The organism is Reinekea sp. (assembly GCF_046710285.1).
Classification (GTDB): domain Bacteria; phylum Pseudomonadota; class Gammaproteobacteria; order Pseudomonadales; family Natronospirillaceae; genus Reinekea.
Map to the genome: position 1 here is coordinate 1 of NZ_JBKEGY010000008.1, position 26,120 is coordinate 26,120.

Here is a 26,120-nt window from a genome sequence, read left to right on the forward strand (position 1 = left end):
TTTGCTTGACGACCATAGAGCGTTGGAACCACCTGATCCCATACCGAACTCAGCAGTGAAACGACGTATCGCCGATGGTAGTGTGGGGTCTCCCCATGTGAGAGTAGGTCATCGTCAAGCTCTTAAAAAAGAAAAGCCCGTTAGGTTATCCTAGCGGGCTTTTTGCTGTCTGGGGTTTTTAACAGATGGCTACGGGCTTCGAGCTGCGGGTAGGGTCAAAAGATGGCTGTAGCAAGGCAACCTGTAGGAGCGATCGTAGCAAAGCGAAGACGCGATAGCTGTAACTCGAAGCCAAAAGTCCGGTTAAAAAGCATTAACATTGAACATGATTTGCCGAAGCCTGTTTTGCTGAGGGTCTGCGACAGGATAAGTTGTAAAGCGGTTGCCGACATAAAGTGTTGGAACGGTCAACGACAAGCACCCTAAAAAACTCGCGTCTCCGCAAGCTCCGAGCGCTCCTACGTGAACAGGTTATTGAGGGTGGTTACGTAATAACCTTGTTGGCGGGGTTGGGTTGAGTGGGAATCTGAAGCATGGATGCCGAAGCTAAGCGGCGCAGGATGCGCGAACAGCGACCGCTCAAGCAACCCCACCAATGAGGCGACCACAGCCCCAGAAAGTGCCCTAAGCTAGAAAAGGTCTAGCCAAAAGGTATCAGCACAGCGACCGCTCATAGCTATATCTGCTATAGTGAATTTCATATAGTCGTTTATCTAATAATAAAAAAAGCGATCTATTGAGGCAGTTTGCGCTGTTTCAGTGTTACATAAAATTGAAGGAGTTCGTAATGCCTGCCTATCATGTTGAAGAATCCATTTTTATAAAAAAACAACCTGCTGAATTGGTTGAGTACCTTAGTGACTTTACGTCTTGGCCTACTTGGTCGCCTTGGTTGGTTATGGAGCCGAATTGCCCTGTGACTTATCAAGGTACTCAGGGTGAGGTTGGCGCTGGTTATCATTGGCAAGGTGATTTAACGGGTGAAGGTAAGATGACGCTTAAGGAGAAGTCTGATAAGCAGCTCGTAATTGATCTTCAATTTATTAAACCTTTTAAGTCATTCGCGACGGCGACTTTTAAAATTGGTCCAGAAGGTGACGGCAGTAAGGTAACCTGGTTACTTGATGCTAAATTACCGTTCTTTTTGTTTTTTATGAAAAAGATGCTCGAACAGACGTTAAGTATGGATTATGTTCGAGGCTTAAAAATGCTCAAAAGTTTACTTGAGGCGGGTAGTATCGCTAGCAAGATGGAACTGATCGGGGAGCGGCAGCAAGCAAAGATGCACTATGTAGCTTTAGCTAGTGAAGCTACAATTAATGAGTTGGGTGATCTTATTAGTTCTGACTATGAAAAAATTTACACACACTTCAAAGAGAAAAACATAAGCGCAGTAGGAGCTCCTATCACCTTGTATGAAAGTATGGATATGGAAACCTCTATCTGTAAAGTAAGGAACCTATTCCCTGTTGAGAACCCAGTCGCAGTGGAAGCGCCCTTTATTTGCGATTCGATAGCAGAATCAAAAACCTATGTTGTTAAGCATGTAGGTGATTATCAATTTATTGGTAACGCCTGGTCTTATGCAATGTTCTCAGCAAGACACAATAAAGTTAAAATTAAGAAAATGCCGGCGGGGTTCGAAGCTTACCTCAATAATCCTCATGAGGTTTCGACTGAGCATTTAGAAACAGAAATCGTGTTGTTTGCAAAATAGTTTTACCTTTGCCAGTTCAATCGAGAAAGCGTGATTGGTGTACAACCCAACCTACTCGACACACTCCTGAAAACAACACCTATAGGAGTTTTCGCAGCGCAGCGGAGAGACGATGGTTGAGCTGCAAGCCTCAAGCGAAATACAAAATTAAACCCAATCGCGTCTCCGCAGGCTCCTACGTGAACTCGATGTTGAGGGTGGCTACGTAAAAGCCTTGTTGGTGGGGTTGGGTTGAGCAGATATCTGAGCCATGGATGCCGAAGTTTAGCGGCGCAGGATGCGCGAATAGCGACCGATCAAGCCAACCCCACCAATGAGGCGACCAAAGCCATCGTAGAACCCAAGCCAACCTCGCCAATGAGGCGAACCATTGCCACAGTAGAATCCGATGATGCGTTCACAGCCAATCAATGTCAGTTAACATATGAAGCAAAAAAATGGCGGACCAAGTAGATGGCCCGCCATTTATGTACCTCCTTGTCCTAATATCCTTATTAGAAATCCTGTAAGTTTAATCCTTTAAACATGCCATCCTTGGCGTACTACTCCCTTACTATTCAAACATTTTGAAGCAAACTAGCTTCGGCCTGAATCGAAGGGAAATGTAAGGTAGTCGAAATGAAAAAGACACAAGTTTCCGAAAAGTACCTATATACTAGACACAGGGTAGCTTTAGATAATACTTTACTAGGAAACTTGAGTGATCAGTCAGAACGCTTATCAAGTTGCGCTTTCAATGCGGCGAAGGTTTCTAGCTTAATATCTTCAGCCAACTCTACGGGCTGGGTATCAGGGATTAATGCACCTGAGTCGAGCGTAGCGTTGATAGATTCAGACGCGATGGGTTGATTCTTAGTCAGTAAGTGAGCATTCAACGCATCAACCGCTTCAATCGAGCCTTGAATGTCATCATCGTCACCTTGCCAATTGTCGATACGTGTTTCTAATTTTTGAATCATTTCTTCGACTTGAGCATCACTGGGTGATGATTCTTTTAACCATTTTTCTGCACTTTGTGCGTTGGTAGACATGAGCAAACCTATAACATTAATTGATGATGGCCTATCTTGTGTCGAAGTATACTCAGATTGGCTCGATAATGCAGATGCTTGCTTTGAAAAGTTACTGCAAGAGATTGATTGGAAATATCGTGAAATAACTTTGTTTGGAACTCAGCACACCATACCCAGAAAAGAAGCATGGGTAGGTGAAAAAGGCATCGCTTATCGATACAGCGGCCATACTTACATCGCCAATGGCTGGCCAGAGGGCTTAATAAAGCTACCTAAATTAATTAACCGTCACTTTGGTTGGCAAGCCAATAGCGCATTATTAAATTATTATGCCGATGGGCAACAGTCTATGGGCTGGCACAGTGATAACGAGCCAGAGTTAGGAGTAGACCCTACAATAGTTATCTTATCTTTGGGTGAAAGCCGAACCTTACAATTAAGGCACAAATCTGAGAAATCGAAAAAGCACGCAATCGACTTAGCGCATGGCTCATTATTAGTAATGTCAAAAGAAACACAACAGAATTGGCAGCACGCAATTCCAAAGCGAATGAAGGTAAAGCAACCCAGAATCAGTTGTACTTTTAGGTGTGTTAAGAGTTAAAGGCCTTCAGATATTTCATCCGCGTCGCGGTATAACGAAGACATCTTGTCGAAAATAGCCTTTTTGATGTTTTCCTTTTCAAAGTTGGAACGCAAGTCTAATTCAGATAGCTTTAAGCGGTGAAGATGTAGGCAGGGTATGTCTGTATCAAACTCGCGTAAGTCGCCTTTAATAAGAATAGGTAAAAACGGGTCGTTGTCTTGTCCGGTACGTACCATTTTTTTCAGCGCATGTCGTATAGGTAGTGGTACAGGCCTTACATTGCTGTTTTTGTATTTCACAATAATATAAAGACCACTTTTTCCGATCAAAGAGCCAGGCACAATAAAGAGCCCTGTATCTCTGACGGCATTTTGGGAAATATTATGGAATGTGTCATGAAAAGCGTAAGGGTTGGGCAATACCACCATTTTTCCAGATTCAGTCGATGGAAAGTTGAGCGTATAGTTGGTATAAATTTGTTCCACAGAGGGGGAGTAAACGCAAAGTCGTGATTCAAAGCGCGATACAAAGCTTTTGGCCATATCTCTCTGTGAGAAGTTATCTAAACTCCAGACTAGGTCGTTATTGGCAGTTTGTGGGTTCGACGCTGAGGTCATAGGTAACTCCATTGCAACACACTTTTAATATAGCCTTAATCGGTCGCTATAACACTATTGTTTGAAAAGAATACTTATTATTGTGATGCCGTTTGGTTTTTGACCTTATTTCCATGAAAAACGCCAATATATTGATAAAAGGGTGCAAATTATTGTCCTATTGGCTCTCAACGTCAAAAAGACGCAGTAACTCTGCTTGGCTTAGGCTAAAATACTCACAAATTATTTATGGGTGAGAACTAATGTCCGATGTAGTAACTAACCTGATCGAGTTACTGAAATTAGAGTCTTTAGGTGAAAATCGCTTTCGGGGCTCGTCACAAGATTTGGGCTATCCTAAGCTGTATGGTGGTCATGTCATTGGCCAAGCTATATCCGCTGCGAGCCAAACATTAACTGATAAAACAGTTCATTCTTTACATGCTTATTTTTTGCGCCCTGGTGATGTTCATCACCCTATTGATTATCAAGTTGAGTGTGTACGTGATGGCCGTTCATTTAGTGTGCGACGAGTCATAGCGAGCCAGTTTGATAAGCCAATATTAGCGTTGACGGCATCTTTTCAAATCGAAGAAGAAGGTATTACTCATCAAGTAGCAATGCCAAACGTACCCGGCCCCGATTTGCTTGAGCCTGAACTTAAGATATTTCGTGCCCATGCCGAAGAAATTCCTGAGCGTGTTCGCGCACAATTTACTACAGATCGTCCAATTGAATATCGTATTGTTGAAGCTCAAAACCCATTTCGCCCGCGTCACGGTATTGCTAAACGGCACATGTGGATCCGCTCTACCGCGCCATTGCCTGACGACCCGATAGTTCATCAATCTATGCTGGCTTATACCACGGATTACGGGTTCTTAGAGACCGCGCTAATGCCTCATGGTATATCGGTTGTCAGCCCAAACTTAACCATTGCAAGTTTAGATCACGCAATTTGGTTTCACCGTCCATTCCGTTTGGATGATTGGCTGCTTTATGTTGCTGACTCCCCTACAACTGGAGGAGCAAGAGGCTTTGTACGTGGTCAAATATTTGATAGAGAAGGCCACCTTGTTGCCAGTACCACGCAAGAAGGTATGCTGCGATACAATGAAGGCGAGCAATAGTTATGTCAATTGAGATAACGCTAGCCATAACTGGGGCTTCGGGAGCCCCTTATGCTAAGAGATTGCTCCAGGTACTGTTAGACAAGCAGGTGACAGTTCACCTTCTGGTTTCTAAAGCCGCGCTAATGGTGTTGGCCCAAGAAGATAATACGCCTTGGCCTTCAAATCACGATAAAATGAAGCAGCATATTCGTGAAACGCTATCGACTAAAGGCCAGCTTCATGTCTATGGTAAAGAAGACTGGTCTAGCCCGGTTGCCAGTGGTTCTGGTGCACCTGAAACAATGATTATTTGTCCATGTTCAATGGGGTCAATGGCAGCCATTGCAACAGGACAGTGTGATAACCTAATTGAGCGTGCTGCAGATGTTGCCCTTAAAGAAAGTAATAAACTAATTATTGTGCCGCGTGAAACTCCTTTAAGTGAAATACATTTAAAGAATATGCTGACACTGAAACAGGCTGGCGCGCTTATTCTACCTGCGAGTCCAGGTTTTTATCATCAGCCTAAAAGCATCGAAGATTTGATCGACTTTATTGTCGCAAGAATTTTGAAAGCCGCTGGAATCAAGCAAGAATTACTCGCCCCTTGGGGACGAGGCTAACTAAAGTGTTGCTATGTAGATCTTGATACGCTTTGCACGCTCAAGATCTATTGCGTCACCTAATTTTTTACCTTCAACCCCTTGCTCAATAAACATCTGTGCCGTGACCTGCGAAGCTAGCTTTAAACACTCCTGTAGAATCTGACCCTGATAGTAAGTATGTTGCTCAAAGCCCGATCGGCCTCTGAAATCAGCTTCACAAACCATTGAAAAGTGCTCAACATTTTCAGGTTGTTGAAAACCGCCAAGTGATTTAAGCAGCGAGACGATAGTACTCGGCTTTAAGTTCTTGATGTTATGGCTATGAGTATGAAATCGAGCGACTCGCTCAGCTAACAAGGTTGCTTTTGTTGGCCATTTATATTGCTTTGCTATTTTTTTAATTAGGTTAGCGCCCTTGCCTTCATGACCATGGTGAGAAGGCAAAATATCAGTGGGTGTTAACCCTTTACCCAAATCATGGCACAGCGTCGCAAATAACAGATCTATTTTATTTGTTAATAAACGGCAAATGTCGAGTGCTTTTAAGGTGTGGATTCCGGTATCTACCTCAGGGTGCCAGCGCATCGTTTGTGGCACACCAAAGAGCCTATCTAATTCAGGAAAGACAACTTTTAGTGCATTGCATCGTCTCAAAACGTTGAAAAACTCACTAGGAACATCAGCTTGCAAAGCTCGCGACATTTCTTGCCAAACTCGTTCTGGTACCAGGTGTTCTAGTTCACCACTTTTTACCATGTTAGCCATAAGCTCCATGGTTTCATCTGCAATGGAAAAGCCAAGTGGTTTTAAACGAGCAGCAAATCGTGCTACACGTAATACGCGCAAAGGGTCTTCACTAAATGCCGGAGAAACATGGCGAAGTATTTTGTTGTTAATATCATCAAGGCCACCATACGGATCAACATACTGACCCTCATCTGACTTTGCGATGGCATTAACCGTTAAATCACGTCTTAGTAAGTCTTCTTCTAAAGTCACGGAAGGATCAAATGCGACTTGAAACCCAGTATAACCATGGCCAGATTTTCGTTCGGTCCGGGCAAGGGCATATTCTTGTTTTGTTTTTGGGTGTAAAAAAACAGGGAAGTCATCGCCTACTTGAGTGTAACCTTGACGCTTTAAATCGTCAGGCGAGGCGCCGACTACAACCCAATCTTTATCTTTGATGGGGATACCAAGCAGCTCATCTCTGATTGCGCCACCAACGAGGAAAGTTTGCATAGTTCTCAGCAGTTAGTAAGTATTGGTATAAGTATAGTCTAGTCGGGTGGGCTATGCGAAGGCGTTGTGGTTAATTAAAAGGACGCCTTATGTGTCCAGCTCTCCCAAAAATATTTAAGAGTATGCGCAAGGTTCAGCGGCCCACAGCTTGAAATTTCGGTCGCCATAGACCCGTCCATGGGGGCTTGCTTGAAACATCCATGTTTCAAACACCCGAATTCCAAGCAATGGGCCGCTTCTACACTATGGGACAGTAGTGGCCTTATGTGAGGCTGGCCTCTTTGAAATTAGAGCGAGTACAGGTGGTTATTTTCGCTCAGAAGGACAAGGTGCGCCACAAGGTGCGCAAGCGCCTAAATCTCTTTGCATCAAAGTTGTTTGCCCTCCTTGGCCCATATTGAACGCAAAAGTTGGGCTACGTAGATGATCAGCCAAAACCACAACTAGAATGGCGACCATAATCGCGCCTACACGCCAGCGTTTATACATTTGTGTCATGCAATACTCCTTAATTGCCTAAACCAAAAAATGGTCGTGCTTTTATGCCTAGCAATGAACCAACGAATGCTGACGCAAACCATATCCAGCCATGTACACTGGCTGATGCAATGCCTGAGAACATCGCGCCAATGTTGCATCCGAAACCTAGTCGAGCGCCGTAGCCCATTAAGGTGCCACCAACAATAGCGGCTAATACAGAGCGAAAGACTAGCGGGTTTTGACTGCCTGCGTTGTACTTGTTGGCTAAGCCAGCTGCGAGCATCGCACCGAGCAAGAGACCAAAGTTCATAACAGAAGGTACGTTCACCAACAGCGAGTCTTTCAATGCAAGAGCACCATAATCCCAAGTCCAGAATTCAACCTGGGTCATATCAATACCGACAAACTGAGCAATTTTTGCGCCCCAAAGTGCAAAGGCAAAGGTAACGCCCCAAGGCGTTCCGCTGAGAATCACCGTTAGTAAGTTACCAATTGCAAGAATGACGGCTGCCCACAAGAATGGCCAGCGTCCGGTTACTAGGGTTCTAAAAACAGAAACTGAACGGTCGCGTTCTAGTAAGCCATGACTGGTTTTACCTGTTAGGCGTTTTTCACGACGACCGACAATAAGCCACAAGCCAGCAAGCACTGCCCATTGCACGGCGATTGCGCCCCATGGCCCAAGACTGGTTGTCAGTTGAATAGGGTCGGTGCCCGGCGCGTCGAGCCAGAAAGGTAGGTGAACGGTACCAATGACCGAACCGATGATAAAAAAGGTTAACGTTAAAACCATGCGTAAGTTGCCCGCACCGACGGTAAATAATGTACCCGATCCACAGCCTCCGCCTAACTGCATGCCGAAGCCAAATATAAATGAGCCGAGTATTAGTGATACGCCGACAGGCGCAATCGTTCCGGCTGTGCCTTCTATGCCGCCAGAGATCACGGGCACAATTAACAAACAGGCTAGGCCCAATAAAAACAACTGAGCACGCATTCCCGTGCCGTTACCACTAACGACCCAGTTGCGCCAGCCAGCCGTGAAACCAAACGCGCCATGATACAAAGCAATACCAAGTACAGCCCCGACAAAAAACAGCCCGACAAGAAATGGCGCAGTTTCCAGCGCAATTAAACTACCAAGCACAGCCATGCCAAGCAGTGAGATAGTAATAATAAAACGATCGACTTTAAGAGGCTTAACAGCAGTCTCTTGAGTCACCTGATTATTAGACGTAGTCATTTAAAATGCTCTCGAAATGAAGTTATGTGAATAAACGGTAAAACCGCCTTTAATCGCTTACTTGCAGCTGGCGCAGTTTTTAAGCTTTTAAACCCGCAGCTCGAAGCCCGAAGCCAAAAACCGCCTTGACATCAATTCACTCTGTCTAGGTCGCTGTTCGCGCATCCCTGCGCCGCTAAGCTTCGGCATCCATGCCTCAGATTCCCGAGCCAGAGCAATTTGCTGCCAAGGCTACAGTTTGGTGCAGGTTTTAAGCTCTTAAACCCGCAGCCCGAAGCCCGCAGCCAAAAACCGTTTTAACCCCCAAAAACCCCCAACAACTTACCTAAACCACGACGCTCAGTTTGAACAGGGCGATCAGGGTCTTGTGTCCATGCGGTCATCGAGCCATCGTACATTGCCACGTTAGGTAAGCCTGCAATTTCAGATAGTGCAAACCAGTCAGTTGCTGCCCAGTGGCCTGTGTTACAGAAAGTCACTGTTCGACCGGCGTCTAGTTTTAGACTTGCATCTTCGGCTAGTTGACGAATTCGGTCTTTAGTTAGGAAATACGCTACTCCGTCATTCGTATCGACTAAGCTAGCCTCGGTTAAATTTATTGCGCCAGGTAGCGTACCTGCGACTCTTGCTGGGCCGGCTTTGGTTTGGCCATTAAAGAAATCAGTTGGCCGAGCATCGACAAACTGTACATCATCATTCTTCAAAGTTGCGGCAACATCTTCTGTGGTCGCAAGATATTGCTCTTGGAAGTTAACCTCAAATTGAGCTGGAATAGGGCTGTTTGGCGTATTGGCTACATCGTAACCTTGCTGTACCCAACCCTTATAGCCACCATTAAGAATGCTGACTGAATCATGGCCGAGTACTTTAAAGGTCCAGTAAACGCGGGCTGCACTGCCAAAGTCTGATGAATTTTCACCTGGTGGTACAATAACTACGTGCTGAGTATTATCGATACCTAGCTTACCAATCATGTCGGCCAAAACGGTCAGTTCTGGTAAGTTGCCCGTGACACCTTCACGCTCGGCACGCCAGCTACCGTAAGCTTGGAATACTGAACCAGGTACATGGGCTTCTTCGAAGGCTTTGGCATCACGAATATCCAGTACCGTAACGGATTTGTTTGAAAGTTCATTGTTTAACCAATCAGCACTGACTAAAGGCGTAAATGCCATCGTCAGGCTTGAAGCGAAAGATAGAGCAGTAGTTATAAAAGCAGTTCGTAACAACATCAAAGCATCTCCAGTTTTAATTCAAAAGTGGCTGGATTGTAACTTTGATTAATTAGAACAAGAAATACTTAATATTAATCTGGTTATTCTTTCTAGATATATGGATGGGTGGGTCGAGGCCATAATTTAGCTGAGCTTGTATCTGTTGATGGTAGATGTAACAAAGCCAGAATCTTTGCGATGCACTAAAGTTTCGTTACTTTGGCTATCGTTCAGATTCTGGCTTTATGTTAATGCTTTTGATTTTGAGCCGCTGAACTAGAAGTTCATTGAAAGCTCAACGACGGCACCTGCATCTTGAATGACCGTTGCCCAGTCATCGAAAGAGGCTGGTTTGGCCCAGGCGCTCACTTCAAGGCCGACACCAAATGGTGTAATACCAATACCGCCCGATACAACGCTGCTGTCTTCAACACTTAAGTTTGCACGATAACCAGCACGTAATGCTGCATGGCCCCAAGCATTTAACTCAGCACCGATTCCGAAGTAACGAGTTGGAACGCCGTATTTTAACGGCTTATTTTCGGTAATATCTAAATCTACGGCTACTTTAGTAAACTTAGTTTCGTGCGCCGCACCAACACGCAGTTTAGGCCGAATCAAAAGCTCTGTGCCAGCCTTACTTTCAAGTGTCCAAGGGATTAAGTCTTTTAACGCAACGCCTGCCCGCACTTTACCGTGGAAGTCCCAAGTTTTGGCTGCACCAAAGTCAACGTTAACACGCATTAATGAGGTGGTGTTGTTCAAAAAATAGCCGCTAGGGTCAGCAGACATTAAGTCCATTTCATCTTCTGCGTTGGCAAGAGCAATGGTTTTTTCGAAAATATTAATTGATTGGAGTTTAGGGGTTACACCGAATGCGATGTCTTCACCGGCCACGACAAAGCGACGGGCTGCGGCAATACTGACTTCAGTGATGTTTGCACCGACGAATTCGATTTCAGATTCAGGGTCACTGCTTGTACTAATAGTCAACTCACCATTAGTGATCGTGCCATTTGCCCCGTTGTAACCAGATAAATTGGCTTGAGCTGCGTTCACATCTCCTTGTGCATCAACGATGGCTTGCTCTTTTGCATCTAAACCATTAGCCCATGTATTATATTCCACAGGGTTCGTATCGGCATTAGGGCGTGAATCGAAGTAAGCTGTCATATCAGCATTGGCCGCAGCAAGAGCATTCACAGCAGAAGTTAAATTGGTTGCTTCCGCTGAAAACCCTGTTAAATCTGCAGACAAATCAATAACGGGGTCTAAATCATTTGACGCCACATTCAATGACGCACCAATAGTTGTGCCGCTTGAAATACTGAGGGCCATTCCTAGTGTTTCACTGGGAAGTGCTAGATTTAGAATATCGAGCCCTAAACCTAGTTGGAGAGGTTTTCCAGAGAACCCTTCTAAATCATCTTGAGCCGATTCCGTAGTTCTATTCAAATTCCCCATTTGAAGGTTTACAGTTGCAACATCAGTATCAAGGCTTGCTGAGTTATTTGATAGACTGGTTGACGCGGTATTAAGGTCGTCGATTGCAGTTTGCGCTGTTGCTTCATCGCCGGCATTCTCTAAGTCTGTAACTGCTATACCTACATTATTAATATCTGTAGCAATTGCTGTCATTGTAGGAGTAATTGCACTAACAGCAGTTTGTAATGCATCAGAATCGATTGTCTGAAACTGATCCCACGTCCCACCTTCCTCAGTGAACGCAGTTCCACTGGCTATTAATCCCTTAGAATCATCAATATAAAACTTAACACTAGGCAAAGTCATACCAAAGCCAACACCATCATACTGATCAGCTAATAGAGCTGGATTGAAAGCGATCGCATTTTGTACTTCAGAAGAAGCAACGCCGGTATTACCCATGGCGTTAGATTGTGCATCGTTACCGTTAAACGGTGTCGCAATTGCGGTACCTGAAATAGCAACAGCTACAGCTAGAAGTGTTTTTTTCATAGATTTTCCTAATTGGGTTTTCACTATATTTACCGTAGCTTAGACCAATAATTGCGATACAGCACAGTTCAGTAAGTAATTATTAACCTTGTGCAGCTCAAATAAAAAGGGTCAAGTGATGATATTGTCTTCAATTGTGCCTGAATGACGGACAATTGACGATTTTTTTGAAACTATTAGTCGTTTAGCTGGCGAGGCGCTATTTTCATATCAAAAAACATGACAAAAAAGCTGCCTCTACCGTGAGTATTTTATAAAAGAAATTTGAAGTTTTGCCTAAGGCTTTCTTCAGCTACGCCGATACACAAGTCAAAGCAGCAATTCAGCGGCATCGCAGTGGAGTGACCTATGACTGTTCGGAATCTTATATTAATGGCCTTTATCGTGGTTTTTACAACCAGTTGCAGTGTATGGCCGTTTAACAGTAAACAAAAGAAAGTAGATGAAATTGTCTCTAACGTTAAGCAGATTAACGAAAAGCTTCCGCCAATGGAGCCAATGGTGTTGCGAGTAACCGGGTACGGTGCCATTAACCCAACGACACGTGGCCTGACAGAAGTTCAAAAACGTTTGTTGGCTATGCGTGCTTCTAAGTTAGATGCTTACCGGACATTGGCGGAACGTGTTTATGGTACGCAAATTATCGGTAACTCTACAGTTGAGAACTTAGTCGTTCAAAGCGATCAATATCGTACCTTTGTTGATGCTAGTATTTTAGGCGCGAACGTGATTTACCAAGATGCCTTGCCCGATGGTAGCTATGAAACCATGGTTGAAATGATCATTGATGAAGGCTTCCGAAATTGTTTAGATAGCCAGAATAATGGTCGGCAAAACACAAGTTGCGCATCGAGTGCCTTACACGATCTAAATTCTTTGTCGCGTAGCAGCATGTCAGCGCAAGGCGTTGAGTCATCTGGTTCTGGTTTATATTTCATCGAATAAGAGGAGAGCAAAGTGATTGATTTTAAAATGACAATTCGTTTCGTGGTCACTTTGCTGGTCTCAGTGGTTGTAGGTGTGGCAGCAGACACTCCGATGCCTAATTTACGTTTAGTCGATGCACAAGGTTTTGCGCCGGTTGAGTACAATGATGAAAACAGTGCTCGCTTGCGTGCCTTACGCAACGCAATTGAAAACGCCTCATTTCAAGGGGCATCTAATATTCAAAGTACACAGATCATGGAGAACGGTAACTTAACCGTCGATTACTTACGAATCAGCAGTACCGCTAAAGTGTCTGATGTGCAAATTATGAGTGAATCGCGTGAAGGCGATTTGTATCAGGTTTCTATTTTAGCCAAGGTTGACCCGCAAGAAATGTGTGCCAACGTAATGGCAAACCAGTTTAGAAAATCAGTGGCTGTAACAGGTTTTTCTATGGAACATCCTGAGCATGCTTCGCTAGGGCACCTAGGTTCTGTCGATCGTTCGCTTGCTGCTTTGTTAGTGAATGATTTAAGCGGTCTCAATGGTTTGCGTGTACTCAATGCAAATTACATGACGCTTTACCCAAACAACGCCAGTGCACCCACACAAATTTCTCCGCGGATGACCTTGACCCGTGCGGTTACTGCGGCAAAAGATTTAGGTGTGCAGTTTGTGGTATCGGGTGTTATTCGTGATATCGCTATGGAAAATCCAGATGCGCCGCGTGCTAGTAATTGGGATCAATGGCTTAAAAAAGTTGGCATTACCAAAGCCGCTCGTACTCGCCATTTTGTTCTTGATGTTTTTGTCCACGATGGTTACTCAGGCGCGCTTGTTTTTCAAACTCGTTACCGTACCTACGGCATTTGGAATGAAAAAAATAATGCGCAGGTGGGCTTCGGCACTGCTAAGTTCTTTTCGACAGACTTTGGCGGCGAAGTTCGTGACATGTTAGATCAGGCCGTTACTGATCTGCAAAAAACTATTCAATGCCAGCCGTTTATGGCAACCATTGCTCAAGTAAGTGGTAAGCGTATATATATTTCGAGCGGTGCTGAAAGTGGGCTACGCCCAGGAGACTTCTTATCGGTTTATCGCACCAGTCAAAAATTTGATCGACAAGGTGAGAGCTTTTGGCAGATATCCGATACTCGTTTAGTTGCAGAGGTAAAGCAGGTACAACCTTACTATGCCGTTGCCGATTTACCGATTGATACTGACCGTTTGAATCTACAAATGGATGATATCGTGATGGCCTGGTAGCGGGTTGCTAAACTTGATAAAAAACCAGACCATTGCTGTCACAGTGCGTGCGTTCGCCGCTGTCTAAGTTCATCATAGTCATATAGTTCCCCCATACATAGCCAGTATCTAAGGCTAAGTAATCATCTGATTGGGTGACGCCCATAAGCGCCGCCCAATGCCCAAATACTAACGTATGTTGCCGGCGTTTCTGCCAATGAAACCAAGGCTGCATGTTATCGGGTGCATCATTAGCTGCTCCGCTATGAGAAAAATTCAACTGGCCGTTTGATGCGCAAAAACGCATGCGTGTAAAGGCATTAATGATGTAGCGAATGCGATCGTTGCCGGTGAGTGCTTCTTGCCAGGTATCAGGATTATTGCCATACATCTGTTCAAAGAAATCTAAACGCGTTGTTTCAACTTTTAAAATGCTTTCAGCTTGGGCTGCCAGTTCAATAGCCTGCTGATCTGACCAGCAAGGTGGTATGCCTGCATGGGTCATGATGAGCTTGCGCTGAGGGTCTTGTATTAATAGTGGTTGCTGACTTAACCACTGCAAGTCTTGATCGATATTGGCTGCTGCTAAGGTGGTTAATATATCTTTGCTGTTGGTGGTTTTTACCCCCGCGTGTATGGCTAATAAATGCAGGTCATGGTTGCCCAATACCGTTGACGCACTTTGTCCAAGCTCTCGCACAAACCTTAAGGTACCCGCAGAGTCTGGCCCACGATTAACTAGGTCACCGGTGAGCCATAGGTGATCTTGTGCTGGATCAAAATTGACATGATCCAGCAACATTTTGAGTGGGTTGAGGCAACCTTGTAAGTCGCCAACTGCGTACAAAGCCATTCGTTTTCTTAATCGCTGATAACGTTTGCGATGTCGACGAAGGTTTTAATGCTCAGTGTTTCTGCACGTGCTCCTGGATCAACATCAATAGACACTAGCTGCTCTTCAGTCACCATCCCTTTGAGGTTGTTGCGCAGTGTTTTACGACGTTGCGCGAATGCGGCTTTAACAACCTGCTCAAAGGTCGCGAAGTTTTTTGCTTTATGTTTTATTTCTTTGTGCGGTATCAAGCGAACAATCGCTGAGTCTACTTTTGGTGCTGGGTCAAATGACCCAGGCGGTACGGTAAACAAGTATCGAGTTTGGCACTGGTACTGCATCATAATACCGAGACGGCCATAGGCTTTTTCACCGGGTACTGCACAGAGTCGTTCAACCACTTCTTTTTGCAACATAAAGTGCATGTCAGAAATAATGGGTGCGTAGCTCAGTAGATGAAACATTAGTGGTGTTGAAATATTGTAAGGCAGGTTGCCAACAAGACGAAGCGGACGGTCATCGTTATGCAGCGATGCAAAATCAAATTGCATAGCATCGGCTTCGTGAATGGTCAGTGCTTTGGCATTAAAAAATTGCGTACGTAAAATTGGAATTAAATCGCGGTCAAGTTCAATAACATCTAGCACACCATCAGTAGCGGCTAACAATGGCTCGGTGATTGCGCCTCGGCCAGGTCCAATTTCAATTAGATGTTGATCAGGCTTAGGTGCAATACACGCAATAATTTTATCAATGACATGTGAGTCATGAAGGAAGTTTTGTCCAAATCTTTTACGAGCTTTATGCATAACGTTGCTCCCGGTGCATAGCCATAGTGTGCGCCGTGGTTAAGGCAGTAATGAGTGACCCTGTGTTAGCTTTGCCTGTGCCGGCTAAATCAAAAGCGGTGCCGTGATCGACAGAGGTGCGAATAAAGGGCAGGCCGAGAGTAATGTTGACCGCGTTACCAAAACCTTTGTATTTTAAAACGGGTAAGCCTTGGTCGTGGTACATGGCTAAAACCGCATCGGCTTTATCTAAATAGTGTGGCTGAAATAAGGTGTCTGCCGGTAATGGCCCGGTTAGGTTTATATTCAAGGCTCTGAGCTTATCAAGTGCTGGAATAATAGTATCGAGTTCTTCTCTTCCTAAATGACCATCTTCACCTGCATGAGGGTTTAAGCCCGTGACTAATATGTTTGGCGCAGCACAACCAAAATCTTGTTGCAATGCTGCGTAGAGAATTGCGATAGTGGTATGCAACTTCTCTGGAGTAATGGCAGCGGGTACATCTTTTAGTGGCAGGTGGGTTGTAACTAGTGCAACACGTAAGCCTTCGGTGGCGAGCATCATAACCACGTCCTCGACTTGGCAAGCGTCCCGCAAATATTCGGTGTGGCCAGTAAAGGCTAAGCCTGCGTCATTGATAACGCCTTTATGTACAGGCCCAGTAACAATGCCTGAGACAATATTTTGCTGAGCAAACTCTATGGCGGCATCAAGCGTTTGCAAGACATAAGCTGCATTTTCAATAGTTAAGGTGCCGCTGGTGCAAGGCGCTTTTAACGGGATGTCATAAACATAAAGCGTGGCTTTTGGTGCCGGCTTTAAATTTGCGAAGTCTTCTTTACCGACACTCACTAACTTAGTTGCTAAGCCTAACTCAGTGGCGCGGTCTGCCATTAATTGCATCGACGCAAAAACAACAAATAACTCATCGGTGCCTTTATCGACAAGCTGCAATACAACGTCCGGGCCGATACCAGCAGGCTCACCTGGGGTGAGCGCTAACGGTCTTATCATGGTCGGTACTCTATATAAGATTCTGCGAGTAATTCTGCCTGCCAGCGTTGAATGGCATCTTGGAAACGCAGATTTTGTAATTGATTGCGAATTTGATTCCGTAAGACATCTAAGCCTACGTTACGAGTACGAGTGCCTTCAACGCGTAAAATATGGAATCCGAATTGGGTTTGTATGACGTCCGATATTTCATTGACTTTAACAGCGGCTGCGGCATTAGAAAATTCGCCAACATAGGTATCCAAGGTAGCCCAGCCTAAGCTGCCACCTCGACCTCGTGTACCGGTATCGTCACTAAAATCATCGGCGAGTTTGGCCATATCGGCACCGTCGATAATCTGGGTACGAATATTCTCGATGGCTGATCTAGCCGAAGCCTCATCTAGCAATGCATCGGTTTTAATTAGGATATGTCGTATATCATATTCTGTAATGTCAATTTGTTTGGTTTCGGTTTTATCAACGAGCTGGCCAAGGTGTATGGCATTGTCTGTTTCAATTAAAATGGCTTCTTGTTCCGCGAGTACCGGCACAATAGTTTTGAAAACGGTCGGAATAGTTTCTAATTTACGCAAGCCTAAATCTTGAGCGTTAGGGTCTAATTTAAGCGACTGGCCATCGTTGAGCTTGGCGACTAGTGCTTGAGCTTCTGCTAACTCTGCAACCGGGAATTGACGATAAAATAACTGGTATTCAATTTCTTGTAACGATTGCCCCGCTTGACTGGCAATAAAGCGTTCAATTTCTGCTTCCGATACATAGACAGAGCGCGCAACAGAGCGTCGGTGAACTTCATTGAGTAACAGCTCGCGTTGAATTTGCTGTCGGAATGAAGCCACTGTTTGGCCTTGTTGAACTACTGCTTGTTGTAATTCTTCGGTGGTTAAATTTTGGCGTTGAGCAATGGTATTGATTGCGCTGTCGATGTTGGATTGAGGTATTGCCAAATTCATCTTGTCGGCTACCTGAGATTGCAACGACTCTAAAATCAGTTGGTCGAGAACTTGTTTTTCAAGTATTTCTTGGGCGGGTAAAATTTGTGGGTTTGCGCGATATTGGCCTTTAACGTTGTCAACGCGAGCGGTTAGCTCGACTTGAGTGACAATATCATCGTTCGCGATGGCTCGAATTCGATCGAGTTCTTGTGCACCGGAAAGGGCGCTAGCCAATACGATCATCGGGGCGAAGCAGTAATTAATCAGAGTCTGTTTCATGTTGTATGCCAGTGAACCTATTTGTAATTAAACATTTTACCGGAATAACCGATATTTAAATTAGTTAAAAAATCTTCAATGGTGCCAAAGCTTGCACCTATACCTTTAAGAGTGAATTCAAAATACACGCCTTTATTTGTTTCTAGAGGGAAGAAGGTATCGCTTTGATCATCTTCCACCGCAGTATTGTAACCTGCTAAACGAACACTCCAGCAGCAGCTGTCGTAATCTATGCCATAGACGAACTCTTTAAATTTATAATTTTCGACACTAAATTCTTGTTCATTATTTTCTGCAATAGCATACCCGATTAAGGCTATGTTGGGTCGAACAGGAAAGTAACTTGCAAAACCAATCTCACGTTCAAAACCTTCTTGTGTCGCATTTAAGCTAGTAAATACTTTGTCTTCGGGCTGATAACTCGCATTGACGCTGTAATCTCCAAGCTCTAAATCATCGTGGCCAAAGTCCCATCGCGTCGTTAGTTTAAATGCGTCGCTGGGTGTAAAACTGGCACTCACTTGCCAAGGCGAAAACTCTGCAGCAGTGTCCTCTGGAGTTAGAGGGTCGGTTAAGGTAATGCGTTCTTGGCTTAGTTTAACGCCTTTTGCGAGACTCAGTGTTGCGAAAGCTCGATCATCAGCGGCCGTGGCAAACTTGCTTGAAATACTAGTGGATAATCGATTGATATCACCAAGACGATCAATACTGTCAAAACGAGTGGTTTGGAACAGGGCATAATCACTTGCTTCGGTTGTTTCTAATACTGCATTGTTTTGCTCAGCAAAAGGCGTATAGGTGTAATGCAACCTTGGCGATAAGGTGGTGTTGATGTTAGTGCCTTGGCTTTCAAATGTTAAGCCTTGGTCAAAAGTAGCGCTCCAAAGTGCCCGGTCCGTATAAGCATCTGCTGTGGCCGCATCGGACGTCGGGAAGTCATTAAATAATTCGTTCGAGGTTTGGTAGCCTGTGTAGTAGCCGGTAACACTCGGTTTGAAATAACCCCAGCGTTCAATAAAGGGTTTACTTAATTCAACTTGACCGTGCATGCGCTGGGTTGAATTGTTAAGCCAAACGTCGGAGCTGGTTAAAGTGCTTTTTAATTCGTCAGTTAAGTTACGGTCAAAATACGCCAGACGAACTTGCTCTTTGGTTGTGAAACTGTCGAACCAGTTAGTACGATGATTGACATTGAGTTCAGGTTGTCTTTTAAGTTCGTATTTTGCCGCGGTGGCTGGGCGGTCTTGCGCATCGTATAACGTATGAAACTCGCCATAGAGACTGGTTTGCCAAGCATCGAATTGGGTCCCTACAGTTGAGTGATACTTTTTAAATAAGTAGGTGTTCGGGGCACTGTCGGCTACAGGCTGAACATAATCTAAGGCTAGCGTATTCTTAAATTTTCCTGCCTGATTGGTTATTTTGGCATTAAAGGTTTGTTCATGCGTGGCCTCCGTCTTTGCAGCGAAAGCTTGTTCATAGTTCACATCACTGACCCAGTTGGTGGTGAAGTTGTAACCCGTGGTTGAGTTGAACTTACCCGATTGACGGTGTTGAATGTTCCAGCGATTAGGGTCTTCTTGTCCGGCAGTGATTTCCTCGGCCGGTATGGCTAGAAACGCGAAGCTGTTAACACCATTGTGGTTAGGCGTTAAAAACCGGAATTCGTTATCGAATAAAGAGCCTTGGTTGCCTAAATAGTGGAACGTCAGAGTGTCGTCGTAATTAGGCGCTAAATTAATATAAAAGGGTAAGCGCAATTCGCTTAAAAACTGATCGTTTTCAGCAAAGCCGAACGTCGGCGTTAAAAAGCCCGTAAAACGCTGATCATCTAGTGGAAAACTCACGTAAGGCCAGTAAAAAACAGGAATGCCTTGAACGCGAAGCTGTGTGTGCCAAGCCTTGGCATAGCGTTTTTCGTTGTCGATGGTCATACTTGACGATTTCAAAGACCAAGCATTATCGGTGGGAGCGCAACGAGTTAACTTGACGTTTTTTGCAAAAGTGTAGGCTTCGTCTCGGCTCATGTAAGCGGCAGAGCCATGCATATCGTTATCGTGGATGACGAAATTCGTTTGGTCTGCATTGGCGTGGTTATCTAATGTGCTCACTTCGGCTTGGTCACTTGAGAGTGCAAAGCCGGGGAAGCGAATTAAAGCAGAACCGGTTAACGATGCCAATTCTGTGCTTCGGTCATAGCTGAGCTGATCGGACTGTGCTGATAAATTCTCACCGGTTAAAGAGACATCGCCGTAAAATACACCGGTGCCGTCGTTTTGAGTATCGGCACGGTCGTAAAACACTCGAGTTGTTGGCTCTACACTTAATTCAGGCGCCACAAAACCGCCTGTGCAGTAGGGAGCGATGTAACGCGACTCCTGCGCAGGTAAATTGTTCATTTCGACCCAATCTATGTCGACCACTGTTTCTGCGTAGCTAACGGTGGTGTAAGATGTGATCGCGACGGCCAAGGCTCGATAGTGTAATTTCAACGTTATTGGGTTGTCTGATTTAAAGCGTCGATTCTATCGAATTATGGAGCAGGCGCACAGTTTTAAAGGGTAATCCGTTAGTAAAATGTCAGTTGGCCAGCTAATCTAAGTTGAATTGACCTTTCGAGTTGTAAAGTGAGTATAGGGTTTATGTTAAATTGGACAGGAAAATTAATCGGCGCGGCATTGGGCTTGTATTTTGGCGGGCCGGTAGGGCTGGCCTTGGGCGTATTATTAGGTAATGCGTTCGATAAAACGCAAGCAAAACGAGCGCAAGGTGATTTATCAGGTGCTTCTAAGGGTGTGCTGCAAACGACCTTCTTTCAAGCTACTTTCTCGGTAATGGGCAAGGTCGCTAAGGCCGATGGTCGAGTGAGCGAAAAAGAAATTGAAATTGCTCGACATGTAATGGCTAGAATGGGGCTAAATGAGAATCAGCGCTTAGAAGCGATGAGCCTGTTCAATGAAGGCAAATCGGCAGAGTTTTCTATCGAGACTATTTTGACAGATTTAGCCGATGTCATTGGTCGGCGCGTGACGTTGGCGCAAATATTTTTAGAAGTACAATTGCAAGTTGCCTACTCCGATGGTCAATTAACGGTTAATGAGCGCAATGTTTTGCAAACCATCAGTAATTACTTGGGTATTAACCGGATTCAGTTTGAAATAATACATCAGCGTATTCGTGCTCAAATGCATTTTTCTGAGGGTCAGCAGCGCCAGCAAAACCGCTCTACTCAGCATCAAATAGAAAGCGCCTATCAAATACTGGGTGTAAGCTCCAACGCCTCTGAAGCTGAGCTGAAAAAGGCTTACCGTCGATTAATGAGCCAGCATCACCCTGATAAGCTGGTTGCAAAAGGCTTACCAGAGGAAATGATGTCGATAGCTAAAGAGAAAACACAAGAAATACAATTGGCCTATGAGCAAGTCCGTAAAGCGCGCAAAAGCTAAGTATGTTACTTAGCTTTGCTTTTGGTAAATAAGATCCCAAACTCCGTGACCTAACTTTTGGCCGCGTTTTTCGAACTTGGTCACCGGTCGGTGTGCTGGCCGGCCTTCGGTGTAGTTACCTTTTCCGCTGCTATTTTCATAGCCTTCGGCAGCTTCCATCACCTCAAACATATGCTCGGCGTAGTTTTCCCAATCGGTAGCCATGTGGAATATGCCACCTACTTTAAGCTTTTGACGGACCAGTTGAGCAAACTCAGGCTGAACAATACGGCGTTTATTGTGACGCTTTTTATGCCAAGGATCAGGGAAAAACAGTTGAACCGTCGCTAGTGAACCATCTGCGATGCATTGCTGTAAAATTTCGACCGCGTCTTCTTTGTAGCAACGAATGTTAGGCACCTGTTCTTTTTCGGTTCTATTGAGCATTCGGCCGATACCCGGCAAGTGCACTTCAATACCGATAAAATCTTTTTCTGGTGCGGCGATGGCCATATCAACAAAGGAATCGCCCATGCCAAAGCCAATTTCCAATACCACATCTGACGCACGATTAAATGTGCTCGCTAGATCTAAATGACCATCGGCTAGGGTTAAGCCATATTTTGCCCAGTTATCATCTAGGCTTTTTTTCTGGCCATCGGTCATGCGTGCTGCCCGCATCACGAAACTACGGATCTTGCGTTGGATGGGTTGATCTTGGTCTGTCATTAGATCTCTCTGCTTATGAACGTTTAAATAAGATAGCGGCGGCGGTGATCCAGCCCGATATCATGAGTACGCCACCTATAGGCGCAATAGCCCCAAGCCAGCTTAAATTGAGTATCACCAGTAAATACAATGCACTGCTAAAAATGATGCTACCGGCAAACATTAGCAAAACCGCGGGCTTAAAAGAAACCGTTAAATTAATAGCTAATGATGTAAGTATTAACAGCGCTAGGCCGTGAAACATTAGGTATCGACTGGCAGTTTGCCACGTTTCTAAACGGGCAGGGCTAACTGTATCGGCAATGGCATGAGCCCCAAAGGCACCGAAAGCAACGGCAACAGCACACATTAATGCCCCCGCAGTTAAAGCAAATCGATTCATAAGTGTAGCCGCCTCCTAAGCCGTTATTATAGCCAAAAAAAAGCCGCACGAAGCGGCTTTTTAATGTCGTTAAGCAGTCTTAGAACTCGACCGACATAACCTTTTTAACTTTATTCATTGCGTTCTTTTCTAATTGACGAATACGCTCTGCAGAAACACCGTATTTATCGGCCAGTTCATGCAGAGTGGCTTTCTCGTCACTTAACCAACGCTGTTTGATAATGTCTTTTGAACGATCGTCTAAATCTGCTAATGCAGCGAATAATTGCTCGTTTGCATCATCGGTATAGTTGGCGTTCTCAACCGTGAGGGCAGGGTCGTCAGCGTTGTTCATCAAGTAATCAGATGGGTGAAAAGCTACGCCATCATCCTCATCGTCTTGCATACCATCGAATGTTGGGTCGCCGGAGGTGAGTCGGCCTTCCATGTCATAAACGGTTTTTTTCGGTACCCCAAGGGTATCGGCAATGTCTTGAGCTTCTTTGTCGTTTAACCAGCCTAAGCGTTTTTTTGAACTGCGTAGGTTAAAGAATAACTTACGTTGGGCTTTGGTGGTGGCGATTTTAACGATGCGCCAGTTACGAAGAATAAACTCATGTATTTCTGCTTTAATCCAATGCACGGCAAAACTAACTAAGCGCACACCCACTTCTGGGTTAAAACGACGCACTGCCTTCATTAGGCCTACGTTGCCTTCTTGGATTAGGTCACCCTGATTTAGGCCGTAACCTGAATAGCTTTTTGCGATGTGCACAACAAATCGTAGGTGAGAAAGCACCAAACGACGGGCAGATTCTAAGTGTTCATCATAATATAGACGCTCTGCTAATTCTTTTTCTTCCTCGGCAGTCAGTAACTCGAAGCTGTTGACAGTTGAAATATACGCTTCAAGGTTCTGGCCTGGTGACAAGGTGTCTAAAACCAGTGCCGGTACTGTGTTGTTAAGTTTCACTCAGATGATCCTCCTGGGAGTTAGTGTGAAAGTTACGCGATTAACCATTATAGGTCAGCTGGGCTATGAAAGAAAACCCAGTTTTACATCTTAGAGACATATACGTTGCAATAGTGTGTTTAGATCGGCCCAATAATCAAATAAAACCTTAACGGGCATTTTCTATGTCTCGTAAATGACGCCATAAGGCTATTCTCGCCCCTAATAGGCTGATCAGTATAGAGGCCAGAAGTAACAATATGATATCGGTGCCTTTTAGCCAAATGGACTGGGCAGAAATACCATAACTGCTTAAGAAAGAGTCTAACACTGGGTGAATGCTTAGGCTGATGGTCGTGATCAGCAACCAAGCTGCAATACCGCCAATTAAACCGTACCAAAAGCCGAGATAGATAAAGGGGCGTTTTATATAGGCATCGGTCGCGCCAAGCAGTTTAATGATAATAATCTCGTCTTTGCGAGATTCGATACTCAACCGAATGGTATTGCCGACAATCAATATCACCGCAATCGCTAAAATGGCGCCCAATAGCTGCACTACTTTTTCGGCCAGAGATAAAAGTTGGTTAAGCCGGTTGATCCAATCTAGGTCTATTTGAATGTTGTCTACGTGCGCCAAGCCTTGCAGGGTTAGAATCATGGCTTCTAGTTCGACGGCATCTTGCTGTGTGGGTATCAATACGATGCTTGCTGGAAGCGGGTTATCGAAATCGACCAGTTCATTACTGAGAGTGAGCGTTTGACGAAATTCTGACCAAGCTTGGTCTTTACCAATAAACTGGCTGAGTTCAATTTCGGGTCGATCAGCTAGCTCAGCGCTGAGCTGTAAGCCTTCGGCTTTGGTGGTGTCATCGGATAAGTAGAGCGTTATTTGGCCGCCAGCTTGCCAGGCTTGGGTCGATAAATTTACCGCATGAAAAGCAACATAAAAAAGAGTTGGAAGCATGATGGCAATGGCAATAACTAACCAAGTTAATGCAGAAGAAATAGGGTGCTTCACCAAACGTAACAGTGAATCTATGGCGCATTGCTTATGATGTCGAAACCAAGATTTATAATCTATTGATGGTGCTCTGTTGCGGCGTCTGTTGGTTGCGGCTTTGCGTTTAGCCATGGGTTGCTCCTTGCAGGAACGGAGCAGCTAAAAGCTTACCTTGACTTAAAGACAGCACTCGGTAATCAAGTCGGGCAATCAAGCCTAAATCATGGCTGGCGATCAGGACGGTGGTACCAATTTCATTAAATTGGCGGAACAAACTCATAATGTCACGAGATAACTCGGGGTCTAAGTTACCGGTGGGTTCATCGGCTAAAATAAGGTCTGGCTTTTTAACAACCGCACGAGCAATACCGACACGCTGTTGTTCACCACCAGAAAGCTGCACGGGGTTGAACTTTTCTTTGCTTAACAAGCCGACTTTATCAAGGGCTGCGCGAACACGACGTTTAACGTCATTCGGGGCTTCACCGGCAATGAGCAGCGGTTGCGCTACATTGGTGAATACGCTTTGATCCATAATAAGCTGGTGGTCTTGGTGAACGACGCCTATTTTGCGTCTAAAAAACGCAATGTCTCGGTTCGATAAGGTGTTAAGTTGCTGGCCATCAACCCGGATTTGGCCCGAGGAAGGTTTCTCTACCGCAGTTAATAACTTTAAGAATGTGCTTTTACCTGCACCAGAGTGCCCGGTTAAAAAGGCCATTTCACCTCTTGCGAGGTGGCAACTGACACTTGATAGGGCTTCAAAGCCGCCGTCATAGCGTTTACTGACTTGGTCAAAGTTGATCATTCGGTATCGGAACCCAGCAAGGCATCGACAAACTCAGATGCAGTAAAGGTATTTAAGTCTTCCGCCTGTTCGCCAACGCCAATGAAGCGAACCGGGAGCCCTAGTTTTTTTGCCAGTGCGAAAATGACGCCGCCCTTTGCGGTGCCATCGAGCTTAGTTAGAACTAACCCTGTTAATGGTGCGACTTTGGTGAAATTTTCTGCTTGGCTGACGGCATTTTGGCCGGTGGCGGCATCTAAAACTAATAGAACTTCGTGCGGAGCGGTGTCATCAATTTTCTTCATGACACGCAGTACTTTTTCAAGTTCTGCCATTAGGTTGTCTTTGTTGTGTAAGCGGCCCGCGGTATCGGCGATAACAACGTCAAAATTACGCGAGGTCGCTGCTTGGACTGCATCATAAATTACGGATGCACTGTCAGCGCCAGTATGCTGTGCAATGACCGGTACGTCGTTGCGCTCACCCCAAGTTTGCAATTGTTCTACTGCTGCCGCGCGGAAAGTATCGCCAGCGGCTAGCATTACTGAGTGGCCTTGGGCTTTAAAGTGCTTGGTCATTTTTCCAATGGTGGTGGTTTTACCAACGCCATTTACGCCGACCACTAAAATTACAAAGGGTTTGTCAGATTTTTCGATCACAAGCGGTGCTTCAACGACTTGCAGTTGCTCTGCTAAGGTATCGTGTAAGGCTTGCATAAGCGCCTCGGAATCTTTCAATTCTTTACGGCTAACACGCTCAACAAGGTCATCTAAAATAGCTTGAGTGGCTTCAATGCCCACATCGGACGATAAAAGCAGTGTTTCTAGCTCTTCAAGGGTATCTTCATCGAGTGATTTTTTACCAAGCAAGGCGGTCGCCATGCCACTTGAAAACTGCTGACGAGTTTTGCCTAATCCAGATTTAACTCGGTCAAACCAAGAGCTTTTTGGCTCGGTTTGAGTTTCAGTTGTTTTCTCTGATTTGTCTTTACGTTTTGAAAATCCGAACATTTTAAGTATTTGCCAGTTTTGCTTTGATAAACGGGACGGTATGCTAG

25 protein-coding genes and 1 rRNA gene are annotated in these 26,120 nt (G+C 44.9%); 8 read left to right on the forward strand and 18 right to left on the reverse strand.

All coding sequences use genetic code 11. The features are described 5' to 3' along the window. Positions 1-4 precede the first annotated feature (4 nt). Together rrf and ACI882_RS07450 are read left to right on the forward strand one after the other, a co-directional pair. Positions 5-120, forward strand: a 5S ribosomal RNA gene (gene rrf, locus ACI882_RS07445). Positions 121-787: 667 nt separating this feature from the next. Beyond that, positions 788-1,717 carry an SRPBCC family protein gene (locus ACI882_RS07450; protein ID WP_411748459.1) on the forward strand — a complete coding sequence of 310 codons (930 nt, stop codon included), beginning with the start codon at positions 788-790 and terminating at the stop codon, positions 1,715-1,717. Positions 1,718-2,421: 704 nt separating this feature from the next. On the opposite strand, the gene ACI882_RS07455 is transcribed toward ACI882_RS07450, so the two are convergent. After that, positions 2,422-2,748, reverse strand: a complete 327-nt coding sequence (locus ACI882_RS07455; protein ID WP_411746932.1) for a hypothetical protein — start codon at positions 2,746-2,748, stop codon at positions 2,422-2,424. On the opposite strand from ACI882_RS07455, the gene ACI882_RS07460 reads away from it, so the two are divergent. Beyond that, positions 2,747-3,334, forward strand: coding sequence for an alpha-ketoglutarate-dependent dioxygenase AlkB family protein (locus tag ACI882_RS07460; RefSeq protein ID WP_411746933.1), 588 nt, complete (start codon positions 2,747-2,749; stop codon positions 3,332-3,334). The two genes, ACI882_RS07455 and ACI882_RS07460, sit on opposite strands and share 2 nt — an antisense overlap. On the opposite strand, the gene ACI882_RS07465 is transcribed toward ACI882_RS07460, so the two are convergent. Then, positions 3,331-3,933, reverse strand: coding sequence for a hypothetical protein (locus ACI882_RS07465; RefSeq protein ID WP_411745877.1), 603 nt, complete (start codon positions 3,931-3,933; stop codon positions 3,331-3,333). The two genes, ACI882_RS07460 and ACI882_RS07465, sit on opposite strands and share 4 nt — an antisense overlap. Before the next feature lie 242 nt (positions 3,934-4,175). Between ACI882_RS07465 and ACI882_RS07470 the strand changes: the two genes are divergently transcribed. Next, positions 4,176-5,042 carry an acyl-CoA thioesterase gene (locus ACI882_RS07470; protein WP_411745878.1) on the forward strand — a complete coding sequence of 289 codons (867 nt, stop codon included), beginning with the start codon at positions 4,176-4,178 and terminating at the stop codon, positions 5,040-5,042. Positions 5,043-5,044: 2 nt separating this feature from the next. Further along, positions 5,045-5,647, forward strand: coding sequence for a UbiX family flavin prenyltransferase (locus ACI882_RS07475; RefSeq protein WP_411745879.1), 603 nt, complete (start codon positions 5,045-5,047; stop codon positions 5,645-5,647). Here ACI882_RS07475 and ACI882_RS07480 read toward each other — a convergent pair whose 3' ends face one another. The 5 genes from ACI882_RS07480 to traF form a co-directional block, all read right to left on the reverse strand. After that, positions 5,648-6,871 carry a multifunctional CCA addition/repair protein gene (locus ACI882_RS07480; RefSeq protein WP_411745880.1) on the reverse strand — a complete coding sequence of 408 codons (1,224 nt, stop codon included), beginning with the start codon at positions 6,869-6,871 and terminating at the stop codon, positions 5,648-5,650. It abuts the gene before it with no gap. Positions 6,872-7,177: 306 nt separating this feature from the next. Continuing rightward, positions 7,178-7,369, reverse strand: a complete 192-nt coding sequence (locus ACI882_RS07485; RefSeq protein WP_411745881.1) for a hypothetical protein — start codon at positions 7,367-7,369, stop codon at positions 7,178-7,180. Between the two features lie 10 nt (positions 7,370-7,379). Then, positions 7,380-8,594, reverse strand: a complete 1,215-nt coding sequence (locus ACI882_RS07490) for a YeeE/YedE family protein (RefSeq protein ID WP_411746934.1) — start codon at positions 8,592-8,594, stop codon at positions 7,380-7,382. Positions 8,595-8,890: 296 nt separating this feature from the next. Then, positions 8,891-9,826 carry a sulfurtransferase gene (locus ACI882_RS07495; RefSeq protein WP_411745446.1) on the reverse strand — a complete coding sequence of 312 codons (936 nt, stop codon included), beginning with the start codon at positions 9,824-9,826 and terminating at the stop codon, positions 8,891-8,893. Positions 9,827-10,084: 258 nt separating this feature from the next. Beyond that, on the reverse strand, positions 10,085-11,785 hold the full coding sequence (traF, locus tag ACI882_RS07500; RefSeq protein WP_411745447.1) for a conjugal transfer protein TraF: 1,701 nt from the start codon (positions 11,783-11,785) through the stop codon (positions 10,085-10,087). 348 nt (positions 11,786-12,133) lie between these two features. Here traF and ACI882_RS07505 point away from each other — a divergent pair, with 348 nt between their 5' ends. Both ACI882_RS07505 and ACI882_RS07510 read left to right on the forward strand, forming a co-directional pair. After that, entirely contained in the window at positions 12,134-12,730 is a 597-nt protein-coding gene (locus ACI882_RS07505; RefSeq protein ID WP_411745448.1) for an LPP20 family lipoprotein, read from the forward strand. Between the two features lie 12 nt (positions 12,731-12,742). Further along, the gene (locus ACI882_RS07510) at positions 12,743-13,978 is read left to right on the forward strand and encodes a flagellar assembly protein T N-terminal domain-containing protein (RefSeq protein ID WP_411745449.1); all 1,236 of its coding nucleotides are present in this window, start codon (positions 12,743-12,745) and stop codon (positions 13,976-13,978) included. 7 nt (positions 13,979-13,985) lie between these two features. On the opposite strand, the gene ACI882_RS07515 is transcribed toward ACI882_RS07510, so the two are convergent. Genes ACI882_RS07515 through ACI882_RS07535 form a run of 5 tightly spaced genes read right to left on the reverse strand, consistent with a single transcriptional unit; the run spans position 13,986 to position 20,298 of the window. After that, positions 13,986-14,810 carry a symmetrical bis(5'-nucleosyl)-tetraphosphatase gene (locus tag ACI882_RS07515; protein ID WP_411745450.1) on the reverse strand — a complete coding sequence of 275 codons (825 nt, stop codon included), beginning with the start codon at positions 14,808-14,810 and terminating at the stop codon, positions 13,986-13,988. An 8-nt stretch (positions 14,811-14,818) separates the two neighbouring features. Continuing rightward, positions 14,819-15,598, reverse strand: coding sequence for a 16S rRNA (adenine(1518)-N(6)/adenine(1519)-N(6))-dimethyltransferase RsmA (gene rsmA / locus ACI882_RS07520; RefSeq protein ID WP_411745451.1), 780 nt, complete (start codon positions 15,596-15,598; stop codon positions 14,819-14,821). After that, positions 15,591-16,592: a 4-hydroxythreonine-4-phosphate dehydrogenase PdxA gene (gene pdxA, locus ACI882_RS07525; protein ID WP_411745452.1), complete on the reverse strand. Its 1,002-nt coding sequence runs from the start codon at positions 16,590-16,592 to the stop codon at positions 15,591-15,593. The genes rsmA and pdxA overlap by 8 nt, the downstream gene beginning before the upstream one ends. Beyond that, positions 16,589-17,806: a peptidylprolyl isomerase gene (locus ACI882_RS07530; RefSeq protein ID WP_411746259.1), complete on the reverse strand. Its 1,218-nt coding sequence runs from the start codon at positions 17,804-17,806 to the stop codon at positions 16,589-16,591. Before ACI882_RS07530 ends, pdxA begins: the two co-directional genes overlap by 4 nt. Before the next feature lie 17 nt (positions 17,807-17,823). Then, a complete protein-coding gene (locus tag ACI882_RS07535) occupies positions 17,824-20,298 on the reverse strand; it encodes an LPS-assembly protein LptD (protein WP_411744673.1) in 2,475 nt (824 codons plus the stop codon). 150 nt (positions 20,299-20,448) lie between these two features. Between ACI882_RS07535 and djlA the strand changes: the two genes are divergently transcribed. Continuing rightward, positions 20,449-21,252: a co-chaperone DjlA gene (gene djlA, locus ACI882_RS07540; RefSeq protein ID WP_411744674.1), complete on the forward strand. Its 804-nt coding sequence runs from the start codon at positions 20,449-20,451 to the stop codon at positions 21,250-21,252. 9 nt (positions 21,253-21,261) lie between these two features. Here the strand turns inward: djlA and trmB are convergent, their stop codons facing one another. From trmB to ftsY, 6 genes are all read right to left on the reverse strand, one after another. Continuing rightward, positions 21,262-21,960: a tRNA (guanosine(46)-N7)-methyltransferase TrmB gene (trmB, locus tag ACI882_RS07545; protein ID WP_411744675.1), complete on the reverse strand. Its 699-nt coding sequence runs from the start codon at positions 21,958-21,960 to the stop codon at positions 21,262-21,264. Positions 21,961-21,973: 13 nt separating this feature from the next. After that, positions 21,974-22,342 (reverse strand): DUF423 domain-containing protein, encoded by a 369-nt coding sequence (locus ACI882_RS07550; RefSeq protein ID WP_411744676.1) that lies wholly within the window; start codon positions 22,340-22,342, stop codon positions 21,974-21,976. A gap of 79 nt (positions 22,343-22,421) precedes the next feature. Then, entirely contained in the window at positions 22,422-23,294 is an 873-nt protein-coding gene (rpoH, locus tag ACI882_RS07555) for an RNA polymerase sigma factor RpoH (RefSeq protein WP_411744677.1), read from the reverse strand. 148 nt (positions 23,295-23,442) lie between these two features. After that, entirely contained in the window at positions 23,443-24,408 is a 966-nt protein-coding gene (gene ftsX / locus ACI882_RS07560) for a permease-like cell division protein FtsX (protein ID WP_411744678.1), read from the reverse strand. Beyond that, positions 24,401-25,084 (reverse strand): cell division ATP-binding protein FtsE, encoded by a 684-nt coding sequence (gene ftsE, locus ACI882_RS07565; protein WP_411744679.1) that lies wholly within the window; start codon positions 25,082-25,084, stop codon positions 24,401-24,403. Before ftsE ends, ftsX begins: the two co-directional genes overlap by 8 nt. Further along, complete coding sequence (gene ftsY / locus ACI882_RS07570) at positions 25,081-26,073, reverse strand: signal recognition particle-docking protein FtsY (protein ID WP_411744680.1); 993 nt, start codon at positions 26,071-26,073, stop codon at positions 25,081-25,083. The genes ftsE and ftsY overlap by 4 nt, the downstream gene beginning before the upstream one ends. Positions 26,074-26,120 lie beyond the last annotated feature (47 nt).